This window comes from Pseudomonas sp. IT-347P, assembly GCF_949768005.1.
Lineage (GTDB): Bacteria > Pseudomonadota > Gammaproteobacteria > Pseudomonadales > Pseudomonadaceae > Aquipseudomonas.
On the sequence record NZ_CATKPQ010000044.1, the window covers coordinates 358,811 to 372,748 of the forward strand.

Sequence of the window (13,938 nt, forward strand, 5' to 3'; positions counted from 1 at the left end):
GCCTCCCATGATCGGAATCGATAGAGACAGCGGGGCCACGGTCGACGACTGGCTGCAGTTTGTGCAGCGCGCGACCCGGGCCCTGACCACGCCGCTGGGCACCCGGCAAAAAAGGCCCCTATATGGCTCGCTGATCCCCTCGCTGCTGGGGCAGAACCTCGGTGACGACATTCTGCTTCTGGCCCAGAGCCACGCGGCGCAGGCGTTCTACAACGCGCAGAACGGGATCAGCGATTTTCAACCGCAAGTGATCGTCGCCAGCCGTCAGGGCGCCGGTTTGCTGCTGCGTTTCGCCGGCACCTGGAAAAACCGTCAACAAACTTTCGAGGTCGTGACATGAGCATGTTGATCCCCGGCCAGAACCAATTGGCCGAACCCGCGCTGATCACCGTTGAGGCCTTCGAAGACTTGCTCGCTGAGTTCAAGACTTTCGTCGTCGAATACGTAGGTATGCGTTCGCCGGACAGCGCAGCAAAACTCAAAACCAGCCTGGAAAACGAAAGCGAACTGCTGACCCTGGCGCTTGAGGCTTTCTGCGTCCGACTGCAAACCCACGAGCGCAAATACAACGCTCGCATCAAACAGATGCTGGCGTGGTGGGCGACGGGCAGCAATCTCGATGCGCGGCTGGCCGACATGGGCCTGGAGCGACAATTGCTCGATCCCGGCGATCCAGCGGCGTTCCCGCCGGTGCCGGCGATTTATGAAAGCGACGACGATGCTCGCTTGCGTTATTACCTGGCACCGCATGCACCGGCAGCGGGGTCGCGGATGCAGTATCGCCGCGAAGTTTTCACCCTCGGCGAGCGTCCGACGGTGCAGGTCGAATCCACCGAGGCGGGTGTGGTGAATGTCACTTACACCTTCGACCCGGACGGCCTCGCTGCACAGGTCAAGGATGGCAACGGGCGGCGCACGGCACCGGGCGAAGTGCAGGTCACGGTGCTGTCTCGCGACGGCGATGGCACGCCTTCCCAGGCATTGCTTGAGGGCGTCCGTCAGCACTTTGCTCGTCCCGACGTGCGCCCGGAAACCGACCTCGTCACCGTCAAGGCTGCCGAGATCCAGCGCTACAAAATCCGCGTCATTGCCAAGATCAATTCCGGCCCCGATTCGGGCCTGACCAAGGTCGCGGCGCAAGCACAATTGCAGGCGTATGCCGACAGCTGTCATCGCCTTGAAGGCCGGGTCGATCCGAGCTGGATCGACTACACGCTGCACAGCGCCGGTGCCATTCAACTGCAGATTCTCGAGCCGCTGGCGCCGATCGTCACGACTGCGTTTCAAGCACCGTATTGCACGGCGGTCGAAGTCGAGGTGCTGACGCTATGAGTGAAAAAACTCAGCGCCCGACGCTGCTGCCGGCGAACAGTTCAGCACTCGAACGAAGTTTGGATCTGGGCTTCGGCGCACTGCTTGATCGCATCGCGCCGCCGTTTCCCGAACTGATGAATCCGAGCGAAACGCCGGTCGCGTTTCTGCCGTATCTGGCAGCGGATCGCGGCGTCGCCGAATGGAGCACCGCCGCACCGGAAGCAGAAAAACGCCTGACCGTCGAATTGGCCTGGCCGACCGCGCGTCAGGCCGGCACTCGCAAGGCACTGGAAAACGCCGCCAAGGGTTTGCAATTAAGACCCGAGATCCGCGCCTGGTACGAACAGACACCGCCCGGCGCGCCTTACAGCTTTTCCGTTCGAGCCTTCAGCGAACAACCCTACAGCGAAGAAATCGATGCCCGTCTCGACCGACGCCTGGCGGATGCCAAGAGCGAGCGCGATGTGCTGACGGTCTCCGTTGGCTTGAGCGCTTTCGGCAATCACGTCATCGGTGCCGCGACGTTCTGCGGCGAGCTGACCACGGTTTATCCGGTGTTCATCGAAGGGCTCGAAACCTCGGGAGAGGCGTTCATGGCCGCTGGCATGTACACCGTCGAAACATCCACTATTTATCCTCAGGGGGCCTGAATGGCTGACTATTACACCCTGCTCACCAACGCAGGGATTGCCTACGAAACGGCGTGCAAGGCCGCGGGCACGCCGATCAAGTTGACACAGATTTCCGTCGGCGACGGCGGCGGCACGGTCTACAACCCGGCCGCGACCGCCACCGCGCTAAAACGCGAAGTCTGGCGCGGGCCGCTCAATGCGCTGTTCCAGGATGAGAAGAATCCTAGCTGGCTGCTTGCCGAAGTCACCATTCCGCCGGATGTTGGCGGTTGGTATGTACGAGAGGCCGGACTGTGGACTGACACAGGCATTCTCTACGCCATCGTCAAATATCCGGAGTCGTTCAAACCGGTACTGGCGACGTCGGGCTCGGGAAAAGAGTTCTACATTCGCTCGATTTTCGAGACGAGTAATGCGTCGCTGGTGACGTTGTTGATCGATGACACGGTGGTCAAGGCGACTCGTGCGTGGGTCATGAGTTATCTGGCCGAAGAACTCGGCAAGCTCGACGGCAAGCAGTCGGTACGCGTTGCTGCGACTGGCAATGCCGTACTTAACGGCGCCCAGCAGATCGATGGTGTTGCCGTGGTTGCCGGCGATCGCGTGCTGTTGCCGAGTCAGACCCTGGCCAAGGACAACGGCCTGTGGATCGTAGCCAATGGCGACTGGGTGCGGGCAACCGATGCCAACAGCAGCGCCAAGGTTACGCCGGGCCTGACGGTGATGGTGGAGGAGGGCACCACGAACGGTGATTCGCTGTGGCACCTGACAACAAATGCGCCGATCACACTCGGCACGACCGCGCTGATCTTCAAGATGCTGGCCGGTCGCACCGGGATTGCTGCCGGGACTTACAAAAGTCTGACCGTTGATGAATATGGTCGGGCGACTGCCGGCGCCAATCCTGAAACATTGGCCGGTTTTGGTATCAAGGATTCGTACACCAAGGCTGAAGTTGAAGCGCTGATCGCCAAGGCTTCGGCGTTGCCGGTAGGCTCGATTGTGGCCTTCCCGGTTGATGCGCCGCCACCGGGGTTTCTTGAGTTGGATAACAGCGTCAAGAGCAGCGCGACTTACCCGGACTTGAGCGCTTATCTGGGCGGCAAGTTCAACAAGGGTGATGAGGGTGTTGGGAACTTCCGCTTGCCTGAGGCGCGTGGGGAGTTCTTGCGCGGTTGGGATCATGGGCGCGGAGTTGATCCTGGACGGCAGATCGGAATTTATCAGGGGGACGAACTAAAGTCCCACTATCACAATGCTCTCTTTTCGACCGGTGCAATAGGGTCTGGCACTGTTCTGGGGATCACTAACTCTATTGCCAATGATAGGCCGGGAAGTGGTGCGCAGTATGCATCCGCCGGCGAGGGTCAAAGCTACATTTCCAGTACCGGAGGAACTGAAACCCGCCCCCGCAACATCGCCGTCATGTGGTGCATCAAAGCCTGGAACGCCCCGGTCAATCAGGGAACCATCGATGTCGCTGCATTGGCCAAGGAAGTTGAACGGTTGAAGTCTGCCGTTCCGGTGGGAGCTGTTCTTGCTTTTCCGCTAGGGATCGTTGCGCCGGGGTATCTGGAGCTCGACGGCAGCGTGCAGAGCATTGCGACTTACCCTGATCTGGCCGCGTATCTCGGTACGAAATTCAACAAAGGCGACGAGGGCGCAGGCAGCTTCCGATTGCCGGATTCGCGTGGCGAATTCTTGCGGGGTTGGGATCATGGACGCGGGGCGGATCCGGCACGCGCAATTGGCAGTTATCAGCTCGGCACTTTAACGGCGTTCGACAGTAATACTCCCGGAGGCGCCTCGGTCGACACCCTACGTTGTAGTCCTGCCCAGGCTCAGGCCGATGTTTACCGCTCGACTGATTATCCCGGCGTCGGAATAACCTATACCGCATCGGACCTCAGTGTGGGCGAATACCCTGTCGAGGGCGGTGTTACACGTCCACGCAACCTCGCCGTCATGTGGTGCATCAAAGCCTGGAACGCGCCAGTCAATCAGGGAAATATTGATATCGCCGCGTTTTCGGCTTTGGCACAACGAGCCTCTGAAACCAACCAGGGGACAGCGAAAGTCGCCACCCAGAGCCAAGTAAATTCGAGTTCGGATGACAGTGTCATCGTTACACCGAAGAAACTTCGTTTCGGCTTCGAGGCCAGTCTCGCTCCTAATGGATACATCGTGTTCCCGTCATGGCTGGGAGGTTTGATGTTGCAATGGGGGCAGGCCTCCATGCAGGGAACAACGCAAACCTTCAGTTACCCCACTGCGTTTCGTTCACAGGTCTACCAGATGGTGGCGACAGATGCGGGAAGCGGTGCCCATTCGCTGGGAGCAACAGCGATAACCCTGGCGTCCTTCACAGCCTACGGAAATGTGGCAACGACGAACTTTCGTTATATCGCAATAGGTGCATGACATGCGTTATTACAGTAAGGCAACCGGCAGTACTTATCTGGACACCCTGCACAGCAATATGCCTGATGACGTAGTTCCGATTACGGAAGATCGTTACCTGGAAGTTTTTGCTAACCGGCCCTTGGGCAAGGTTTGCGGTCATGACGATGATGGGCTGCCAATCCTGATTGATCCGCCCGCTCAGACGCCTTTCGAGAGAGCAGAGCAAGAGCGCGGTTGGCGAGACGAGCAGATCAACGCGATCCTGTGGCTGCGTGAACGTCACCGTGACCAACTCGATCTGAATCAGTTACCAACCCTGACAGCTGCACAGTTCAACGAGTTGCTGACTTACATTCGCAACCTGCGCGACTGGCCACAATCTTCAGAGTTTCCGTCAGCAGGAGCGCGTCCCGTCGAACCTGCCTGGATCGTCGAACAACCCGAATAAACGCCCCTCACTCCGGGGCGTTTTCTTACCCGCTTAAAACATTCAACACCCGCCAAAGCCCCTCCCCACGAGGGGCTTTCCCGTTTATGGAGAAACGAAAAATGGCAACCCGCCAAACCTACACCGTGCTCGTTCCATTCCCCACCGGCGGTGGGCACTGGTCGAGCGTCGGTCAAGACCTTGATCTGCTCGACGTCGAGGCCAGTGCCTTGCACAGCGCCGGTCGACTGGAACTGAAAACCCCCTCCACCCAGGCCAAAAAGGCCGCTGCCAAGAAGGCTGACTGAATATGGCTGAGGTTCTGAACTTCGAGCACAACGGCATTACCGTCAATGCCACCGAATCCCCCGAGGCCATGGGTGGCCTGGGTGACAACGTCATCGGTCTGGTCGGCACTGCGCCGAAAGCCGATCCGCTGATTCCGCGTAACGCGCCGTTCCGCATCAACAGCTTCACCACCCATGCGCTGCTCGATCCGACCGGTTCGGAAGAGGGCACGCTGTATCACGCGGTTTACCAGATCCTCAAAGTGGTCAAGGTGCCGGTCTACGTAGTGATTGTCGAGGCGGGTGCAACCCCGGCTGACACCGTTAACGCCGTGATCGGCGGCGTCGAGCCGGCGACCGGCCGCAAGCTCGGTCTGGCGGCGCTGGGCAGTGTCCCGGAAGACCTGACCATCATCGGCGCGCCGGGCTTCACCGGCACCAAAGCGGTGGCCAGCGAGTTCGCCTCGTTCGGCAAGCGCATCAAGGCCCGCGTGGTGCTGGATGGCAAGGACGCCTCGGTCGCTGATCAAGTGACTTACAGCCAGGAACTCGGCGGCGCGGATCTCGGTTTCGACCGTTGCCTGGTGGTGCACAACATGCCGGCGGTGTACTCGAAAGCGGCGAAGAAGAACGTCTTCCTCGCGCCATCCAGCCTGGCGATCGCTGCGCTGGCCAAGGTCAAGCAGTGGGAAAGCCCGGGCAACCAGGTGACCTACGCCGAAGACGTCTCGCGCGTCGTCGAATACAACATCCTCGACACTTCCACCGAAGGCGATCTGCTCAACCGCTACGGCGTGAGCTACTACGCCCGCACCGTGCTCGGTGGCTTCTCGCTGCTGGGCAACCGCTCAATCACCGGCAAGTTCATCAGCTACGTCGGCCTTGAAGATGCGATCAGCCGCAAGCTGGTCAAGGCCGGTCAGAAAGCCATGGCCAAGAACCTCACCAAATCCTTCATGGATCAAGAGGTCAAGCGCATCAACGACTGGCTGCAAACCCTGGTTGCCGACGAAACCATTCCTGGCGGCAGCGTCTATCTGCACCCGGAACTCAACAGCGTCGAGAAGTACAAGAACGGCACCTGGTATGTGGTCATCGACTACGGCCGCTACGCGCCGAACGAACACATGGTTTATCAACTCAACGCCCGCGATGAAATTATCGAGCAGTTCCTGGAGGACGTTCTCTAATGTTTACCAACCGCGTAAGACAGGCCATTGCGGCCACCCTGCAAGGCCTGCCGTTGTCGGCGACCGTTGAGGAGTTCACCCCGCCGAAGATCGAATTCGACGTGGAAGAAATGCGTGGCGGTCGCTTCATCGTCGAAGAAATGGCCAAGGGTGGCAAAGCGCTCAACGCCAAGCTGACCCTGCAAGGCCTCGGCGCCGAAGTCATGCTCGCACTCGGCGTGAAGCTGGGCGACGACATCCTGCTGAACGTGCGTGAAGCCGGTCAGGATCAGGATGGCAACACCTGGTTCACCTACCACACCGTTGGCGGCAAGCTGAAATCCCTGGAAGAGACTGCGCTGAAAATGGGCGAAAAACCCAAGACCAATCTGGAGCTGTCCTGCCGCACCTACAACCGCCTGGAAAACGGCGTGCCGGTGATCGACATCGACGTGCGCACCCAGAAGTTCGTGCTCAACGGCGTCGACATCCTCGGTGATGCGCGGCGTGCGGTGCTGATGCCGTAACACTGTAAGCAAGCCAGCACCTGAACCTGTGGGAGCGGGCTTGCTCGCGAACGCGGTGTGACAGTTGACACATATCTATCTGACACACCGCATTCGCGAGCAAGCCCGCTCCCACATTGGACCAGTGTGCATGGCCTGGAAACGAGCAGCACCCCTTCAAGAATCACCAAGGAATTCATACATGTCGTGGATGCCACCCCAGCATGATCTGCTGTCGCCAATCACCGGCGACGACGGTTCGCAGATCGAGACAATCCAGCTCAAGCCGCTATTCTACGCCGCGCAAAAAGAAGCGCTGGAACGCGCCGGCGATGACGAAGACGATCAGTTCTTCGAATTGGCGCTGCTCGCCACCGGCCTGTCGGTCAAGGAACTCGACCAGCTCAAGCGCCCGGACTACGTAAGCATCGCCCAGTACGTGCACGAAATGTCGACACGCCCGGCGTCGTACTTTCTGGACCAGATCGAAGACGCGGAAAAAACCGACGATCCCGATCAGGTGCAATTGCTGCAACCACTCGCCGTGACGGGCCGCACCGTGACCTCGCTGTCACTGGAAATGCCTGCACTGCGCGCGACCAAAGTGATGAAGAAACTGAAAACGGCCAAGGAACGCGCCGAGTTCATCACCGCCCATTGCACCGGTCTGATGATCCCTGATCTGGCCCTGATGACCGTCCCGGACTGGACCCAATTGCAGGTGCGCATCGACGATTTTTTAAACCAGCCGGCGGCCTACTTTCGGAACGCGACATCGAAGTAATCCTCGATATCGTCCCACTCATTTACCCGGTAAGTGAGGCGGAAATTCTCGAATGGGACGCCGAAAAGGCGTTGCGCCGCTACGACATAGCGATCACTCGCCTTGGCGTGAAACAGGAGTAGAGCGGCAATGGCAGAAAATAAATATGCGCTCACGTACGCCGGTGAGGGCGGCAATGCAACGGGCGGATTTTCGTTGCCCGACAACCTCGGCAAACCGCTGCAGGATTTGAATCTGACGCTAGCGTTGGCAAGCGTGGATATTCGTTTGCTGACTCAGGAGCAGATCAAGCTGCGAGAACTGTTGGTGAGCCAGCAATCGCTATTCAAGGTTGTAGCGGCAGCCCCGGCTGCCAATAGTGAGCCGAAGTCAAAGCTCAAGGCAGAGGTCGAGCAGCGCTCACCCCCCAAAGCCATGCAAGCGACGATGGCGCAGCAGACCTCTTTGTCTGAACTCAATCGAGTGCTGAAACTGGACAAGGATCAACTTCAGGCGCTTTCACAAGAAACCCTGAAGATGGCCAGCGAGAAACAGGTTGCTCCCAGTGGCGCCACCGGCGTGGATCTGCTGCAGGTGCAACTGGCTGCGGCCAAGTCGGGGGTAGCCGAAGGCCTTCAACCCGAGCTTAAAGTTGCCGCCTTGACCGACTTCGCCCGCGACGCCGCGATCAACGCTTCGGCGTTCGGCGTTGATGTGAAAACAGCCAGCGAGATGATGCTGGCCTGGCAATCAGCGATGAATCTTGATCGCGGTAAAAGCCAAAGCCTGGCCGATGCGACCAACTATCTGGGGCACAGCACGCTGGACGCGACATCGGCGGACATTGGCTCAGTTGTACAGAATGTTGGTGAAAAAGCCGTCGCTGGCGGACTCACGCCGGAGCAGGTCGCGGCACTGGCCGCATCGTTTTTGAACAGCGGTGTTGACAAGTCCGCAGCGGGAGTCGGGCTCAACAGTCTGATGACGGTGCTTGCCAAGGCCGACACGGCCACGGCTGAGCAGCGCACTGCCTGGGCTTCGCTGGGCAGTGGACTGGGGCCGGAGGCAGTCGCCACAGGCATGAAGACCGATGCGTCGGCCACCATCATCAAGGTCATGGAAGCCCTCAAGGACAAGAAGCCCGAAGAGAAAGAGGCTTTGACCAAGACCCTCTTCAGTGGCAACGACGCCATTCTCAAGTTGCTGAAAAAGCCTGAGGACGTAACCAAGGCGTTCGGTCTGCTGACTGTGCCAAATCCGCAAGCCCCGTCGAGGCTCGATTACGCCGGCTCAGTCAGCAAAGACGCTGAGCAATTGGGGGGCACCTCGCAAGGACGCGTCAATGCGCTGGACGCGAGTGTCACACGGTTGTTTACAGCCGCTGGCGGTGCATTCACCAATGCGTTCGATGGTGTGGTGGTCTCTCTGGATGCTGTCGCCAGTGGCATGGCCCGCTTTGCCGAGGAGCAGCCAAGGGCGACGGCGGCCTTGCTCACGCTGGGTGGCGTTATTGCCTTGTCCCGCGGCGCGCAAATCAAAGCCGCCACGACCTCGGTCATTCGCGGTGCGGCAACAAAATTGCTGACGACGGCAGGCGCCGGGCCCCTTATCGACGTTCTGGATCAGCCTGCCAACGCTGGCGACACCGGCAAACCCGACAAGTCCGACAAACCTGAAAAACCTGACAAACCTGAAAAAAAGGGCAAGTCCAAAAAGGGCCGAAACCCGGTCAAACCCAAAGCCTCCGTCAACCCCCCATCTGTCGAACCGCTAGCACCTGAGCAACCACGGCCGACATTGCGCAGCCGTTTCACCGACGCCAAAGCCTTGGCCAAGGGATTCAGCAAAACCAATGCACTGCTGACCGTGGCCACTGCTGCTCCCGACGTGTTGAAGGGGCTGGAGGAAGGCGATAACAAACTGGTCGGCGGTGCGCTGGGGTCAGCCGGCGGCAGTCTGGCCGGCGGCTATGCCGGTGCGGTCACCGGCGCGATGATCGGCAGTTTCATTCCCGTCATCGGCACGGCCATCGGTGGCGTGGTGGGCGGCATCGTCGGCAGTACGATGGGCAGCATGGGCGGTTCGTGGCTGGGTGAAAAACTGGCACCGGCCTCCGACAAACTCGCCCCGCCGGCAGAGGTCGCCAAAGAACTGCCGAGCGCGCAGACGCAAAACCAGCAGGTGAGCTTTTCACCGTTGATCCAGGTCACCTGTCCAGCTCCGGACACGGCTGAACAAATTCGCACAATCATCGGGCAGCAACTGAGTGGGCAATTCCACGGCCAGTTCCTGCCGCTGTTGACCAACAACCCACTCGCCACCCGCCGTGACGCAGCCCTGACCGATGGAGTCGCCTGATGAAACAACAAATGGCACTGGGCAGTTTCATCTTCGGCCTGTCGCGCAACTTTGCGTACCACCAGTTGCTGCGCAAGGCTGACGGCGGCTGGACAGAGATACAGATCCTCACCAGCAAACCCAAGTCCAGCCAGACCGGACAGAAACCCGAAACCCTGACCATCACCGGCAAGTCGATGTACGCCGTGGCCATGGATCGGCTCGATGAATTAAGAGCGTTGCAGTCGCTGCGTAGCCCGCTGCCGCTGATTGACGGGATTGGTCGCAATTGGGGGCTGTGGCGGATCAACAGCGTTCAGGAAAACCAGACCCAGATCATCGATGACGGTACGGCGATGGTGGTCGATTGGGTCATCGAATTGGCGGAGTTCAACAATGCGTAAGGTTCGAAGCGTAGCCGGTGATTCAGTGAATCTGCTGCTCTACCGCGAAACGGGACGCAGCGATGATGTGGCTGAAGAAGCCCTGTGGACATTCAATCCGGCCTTGGCCGAGTACGGGCCGATTTTGCCCGCCGGTGTCTGGATTGTGCTGCCTGAACTCGACAGCAAACCCGCCGCGATCAAAGCGCTCACAGCCTGGGATTAAGGAGGTTGCATGACACTCGGCTTTACCCCGGCGGTAGAAATCTACGGTTCGCATTCGGCATTGCTCAATCAGCGTCTTATCAGTTGGGAACACATCGATGCCGCCGGTATCGAGTCGGATCAGCTGACCCTGACCATTGATCTGGAAGGCCTCGAAGGGCTGCCAGACTTGGGCGGGAAGATTGGTCTGAAGGTTGGTTATCTGGAATCCGGTATGGTCGACAAAGGCCAGTTCAAAGTGACGCGCCTGACGCCAACGCTGTTCCCGTTCCGCCTGACCCTGGTCGCCACGGCGGCGCCGTTCAGCAAGGATGACGAGACCGGCTTCAAACAGCGCCGTACGGCCAGTCACGGGCCCACGACGCTCGGTGCATTGTTTAGCAAACTGGTGTCAGTGCACGGCTTTTCACCGCGTGTTGCCACGGATGTCTCGTTGATCAAGATCGCCCACGTCGATCAGTCCAATGAAACCGACATGGGCTTTCTGACGCGGCTGGCGAAGAAGTACAACCTGGTCGCCAAACCGTACGGCGATGCGTATGTGCTGGCCCGGCCCGGTCAGATCAAATCAATCTCGGGCCAGGAATTGCCGGATGTGACGTTGTCGGTCACCCACGACAATCATCCCGGCGATCAGGCTTTCATCAGCGCCACGCTGGAAGAGGCCGCCCGCGAACAGACTCAAGGCTGCAAGACCTGTTTCTGGGATGCGGCGGCGGCTGTGGTGCGCTGGATTGAAACCGGCGTTGCACCACACAAGGTCATCCGCCAGCAACAACCCAACGAAGCCGAGGCCATCGCGGTCGGCGAGGGTGAAGTGCGCAAGATGCTGCGCAAAAAGTACAAGGTGAAAATCACCTGTCCGGGCAATCCTCTGCTGACGGCTGAGGGGCTGTTGTTGCTCGACGATACCTGGCCGGACTTCATGCGTGGGCGCTGGTCGATCGAAAAAGTCACCGCCAGCGGCAGTCGTGAAAACAGCTATCGCTGCCTGATTGATGCCAGCTGCCTCGATCCAAAGGCTGAATCCTAGGACTGATTCCCCCTCTCTCTCTGCGATGAAGATCCCTGTGGGAGCGGGCTTGCCCGCGAAGAGGCCAGCCCATTCAAAAGATATGCCGGTTGATCCACCGCCATCGCTGGCAAGCCAGCTCCCACAGGTTTTGCAGTGTTCTGCAGACCGCATTTCATTCAACTCTGGAACACCCCCATGAAGATCACCCCGATCCTCACGCAACTGCGTGGGCAATGCCCAAGCCTGGCCAATCACATTTCGGTGGGTGTCGATCTGGCATTGCTGCAAGGCAATCCCGATCTGCCAACACCTTCGGCCCATGTGCTGCCAATCGCCGATCTCGCCAGCACCAGCACTGCACAGAACCTCACCACCCAACCGATCCGCGACCGCTTCGAAATCGTCCTGGCGCTTGATGCCACCGACGCTACAAAAGCGCTGGATCTGTTGCACGACCTGCGCGCCGAACTATGGCGCGCACTGGTCGGTTTCAAACCCGATTCCGACTACAGCGCCATCGTCTACGACGGCGGCGAGATGGTCTCGATCAACAGCAGCCGCGTGTTCTATCGGCTGCGCTTTTTTGCCGAGTTCCAGCTCGGTCGCAATCTGCCAAGTCAGCCTGCGGAGAGTTGGCACGAACGCGAACTGGACGGTTTGTCGTCCTTTACCGGGGCCACCGTGCGGGTCGATGCGATCGACCCGGCCGACCCCAACCTGAAACGCCCGGGCCCCGATGGGCGCGTGGAAATGACTTTCTCTGCAGAGGTAACCCCATGAGCAATCGCATCACCGTACTGCCGGCTGAAGGCCGCGTCGTACCTGACCCAGAGGCGGGCGATCTGCTGCCGGCCGAAGGCCGTGAAGTGCTGGACAGCGCCTGGTGGCGCCGGCGTCTGGCCGACGGCGATATCACCCTCAAAACTGCACCAGCCAAACAAAAGGGAGCCAAATAATGGCGATCGGATTCAGCAACATCCCTGCGGACATTCGTGTACCGCTGTTCTATGCCGAAATGGACAACTCGGCCGCCAATAGCGCGAGCTCGACCCTGCGTCGTTTGATCGTCGCTCAGGTCAACGACAACATCGCGCCGACCGAAGTCGGCAAATTGGTGTTGGTCTCCAGCGTTGCGCTGGCCAAAAGTATCGGTGGACAGGGCTCGATGCTCGCCTCGATGTACGAGACCTTCCGCAAGGCCGACCCGATCGGTGAGATCTGGTGCCTGCCGCTGCACAACACCGAAGGCGCCATCGCCAAAGGCGTGCTGACTCTGACCGGCACCGCCACTCAGGCCGGCGTGCTCAATCTGTATGTCGGCGGCGTGCGTGTGCAAGCCACTGTCGTCAACGGCGCTACTGCCGCACAAGCGGCCACTGCACTGGCGCAGAAAATCAACGCTACCGCCGATCTGCCGGTGAGCGCTGCGGCTGCCGAAGGTGTGGTCACTCTGAACGCCAAATGGACGGGCGACAGCGGCAACGACATCAGCCTGCAATTCAATCGCCTGGGCAAGAGCAACGGCGAAGACACCCCGGCCGGCCTGACCACCGCAATCACCGCCATGACCGGAGGCGCCGGTGTGCCGGATCAGGTTGAAGCCATCGCGGCGCTAGGTGACGAGCCGTTCGAATTCATCGCCCTGCCATGGTCGGATCTGTCGACACTCAACACCTGGCAAGCGGTCATGGATGACAGCACTGGTCGCTGGTCCTGGGCCAAGCAACTGTTCGGTCACGTCTACAGCGCCAAGCGTGGCACCGTTGGCACTCTGGTTGCTGCGGGCCAGGCACGTAACGATCAGCACATGACCATTCAGGCGCTGGAGCCGGGCGTTCCGCAACCATTCTGGGTACAAGCGGCGGCACTGGCTGCACGCACGGCGGTGTTCATCTCCGCCGACGCCAGCCGTCCGACCCAGAGCGGCAGCCTGCCAGGTGTCGACCCTGCCCCGGCGAGCGAGCGCTTCACCCTGACCGAGCGTCAGTCGCTGCTCAACTACGGCATCGCCACGGCGTACTACGAAGGCGGTTACGTGCGCATCCAGCGCTCGATCACCACCTACCAGAAAAACGCTTACGGTCAGGCGGACAACTCCTATCTGGACAGCGAAACCATGCACCAGTCGGCGTTCATCGTGCGTCGTCTGCAAAGCGTGATCACCAGCAAATACGGCCGGCACAAACTGGCTTCCGACGGCACCCGTTTCGGCGCCGGCCAGCCAATCGTCACCCCGGCGACCATTCGCGGTGAACTGATCGCCCAGTACGCCAAGCTCGAACTGGAAGGCCACGTCGAGAACGCCGAACTGTTCGCCGAGCACCTGATCGTCGAGCGCGACGTGCAGGACCCGAGCCGCGTGAACGTACTGTTCCCGCCGGATTACATCAACGGTCTGCGCGTGTTTGCACTGCTCAACCAATTCCGTCTGCAGTACGACGACGCGGCTTGATCCGCGCGTTTGACGGCACGTTTTC

At 59.8% G+C, this 13,938-nt stretch carries 16 protein-coding genes; all 16 read left to right on the plus strand.

Annotation, left to right across the window (positions count from 1 at the left end; all coding sequences use genetic code 11):
- Window positions 1-7: 7 nt before the first annotated feature.
- The 16 genes from ACM6IV_RS17895 (at window position 8) to ACM6IV_RS17970 (ending at window position 13,913) form a co-directional block, all read left to right on the plus strand.
- Complete coding sequence (locus ACM6IV_RS17895) at window positions 8-340, plus strand: phage baseplate protein (RefSeq protein WP_414871005.1); 333 nt, start codon at window positions 8-10, stop codon at window positions 338-340.
- On the plus strand, window positions 337-1,332 hold the full coding sequence (locus tag ACM6IV_RS17900) for a baseplate J/gp47 family protein (protein WP_414871006.1): 996 nt from the start codon (window positions 337-339) through the stop codon (window positions 1,330-1,332). Before ACM6IV_RS17895 ends, ACM6IV_RS17900 begins: the two co-directional genes overlap by 4 nt.
- Entirely contained in the window at window positions 1,329-1,964 is a 636-nt protein-coding gene (locus tag ACM6IV_RS17905) for a phage tail protein I (protein WP_414871007.1), read from the plus strand. Before ACM6IV_RS17900 ends, ACM6IV_RS17905 begins: the two co-directional genes overlap by 4 nt.
- On the plus strand, window positions 1,965-4,367 hold the full coding sequence (locus ACM6IV_RS17910; protein WP_414871008.1) for a phage tail protein: 2,403 nt from the start codon (window positions 1,965-1,967) through the stop codon (window positions 4,365-4,367).
- 1 nt (window position 4,368) lies between these two features.
- A complete protein-coding gene (locus tag ACM6IV_RS17915) occupies window positions 4,369-4,797 on the plus strand; it encodes a phage tail protein (protein WP_414871009.1) in 429 nt (142 codons plus the stop codon).
- Window positions 4,798-4,898: 101 nt separating this feature from the next.
- Window positions 4,899-5,084, plus strand: coding sequence for a hypothetical protein (locus tag ACM6IV_RS17920; protein ID WP_007964321.1), 186 nt, complete (start codon window positions 4,899-4,901; stop codon window positions 5,082-5,084).
- 2 nt (window positions 5,085-5,086) lie between these two features.
- The gene (locus ACM6IV_RS17925; protein ID WP_095188864.1) at window positions 5,087-6,253 is read left to right on the plus strand and encodes a phage tail protein; all 1,167 of its coding nucleotides are present in this window, start codon (window positions 5,087-5,089) and stop codon (window positions 6,251-6,253) included.
- Window positions 6,253-6,759 (plus strand): phage major tail tube protein, encoded by a 507-nt coding sequence (locus tag ACM6IV_RS17930; protein ID WP_414871010.1) that lies wholly within the window; start codon window positions 6,253-6,255, stop codon window positions 6,757-6,759. The genes ACM6IV_RS17925 and ACM6IV_RS17930 overlap by 1 nt, the downstream gene beginning before the upstream one ends.
- 181 nt (window positions 6,760-6,940) lie before the next feature.
- Window positions 6,941-7,522, plus strand: a complete 582-nt coding sequence (locus ACM6IV_RS17935) for a phage tail assembly protein (RefSeq protein ID WP_414871011.1) — start codon at window positions 6,941-6,943, stop codon at window positions 7,520-7,522.
- Between the two features lie 129 nt (window positions 7,523-7,651).
- Window positions 7,652-9,859 (plus strand): phage tail tape measure protein, encoded by a 2,208-nt coding sequence (locus ACM6IV_RS17940; RefSeq protein ID WP_414871012.1) that lies wholly within the window; start codon window positions 7,652-7,654, stop codon window positions 9,857-9,859.
- Window positions 9,859-10,242, plus strand: a complete 384-nt coding sequence (locus ACM6IV_RS17945; protein ID WP_414871013.1) for a phage tail protein — start codon at window positions 9,859-9,861, stop codon at window positions 10,240-10,242. Before ACM6IV_RS17940 ends, ACM6IV_RS17945 begins: the two co-directional genes overlap by 1 nt.
- On the plus strand, window positions 10,235-10,447 hold the full coding sequence (locus ACM6IV_RS17950) for a tail protein X (protein WP_414871014.1): 213 nt from the start codon (window positions 10,235-10,237) through the stop codon (window positions 10,445-10,447). The genes ACM6IV_RS17945 and ACM6IV_RS17950 overlap by 8 nt, the downstream gene beginning before the upstream one ends.
- 9 nt (window positions 10,448-10,456) lie before the next feature.
- Complete coding sequence (locus ACM6IV_RS17955) at window positions 10,457-11,479, plus strand: phage late control D family protein (protein WP_414871015.1); 1,023 nt, start codon at window positions 10,457-10,459, stop codon at window positions 11,477-11,479.
- Window positions 11,480-11,656: 177 nt separating this feature from the next.
- A complete protein-coding gene (locus ACM6IV_RS17960; RefSeq protein WP_414871016.1) occupies window positions 11,657-12,241 on the plus strand; it encodes a hypothetical protein in 585 nt (194 codons plus the stop codon).
- Window positions 12,238-12,417, plus strand: coding sequence for a DUF2635 domain-containing protein (locus ACM6IV_RS17965; protein ID WP_414871017.1), 180 nt, complete (start codon window positions 12,238-12,240; stop codon window positions 12,415-12,417). Before ACM6IV_RS17960 ends, ACM6IV_RS17965 begins: the two co-directional genes overlap by 4 nt.
- Window positions 12,417-13,913, plus strand: coding sequence for a phage tail sheath subtilisin-like domain-containing protein (locus tag ACM6IV_RS17970; protein ID WP_150706101.1), 1,497 nt, complete (start codon window positions 12,417-12,419; stop codon window positions 13,911-13,913). The genes ACM6IV_RS17965 and ACM6IV_RS17970 overlap by 1 nt, the downstream gene beginning before the upstream one ends.
- Window positions 13,914-13,938 lie beyond the last annotated feature (25 nt).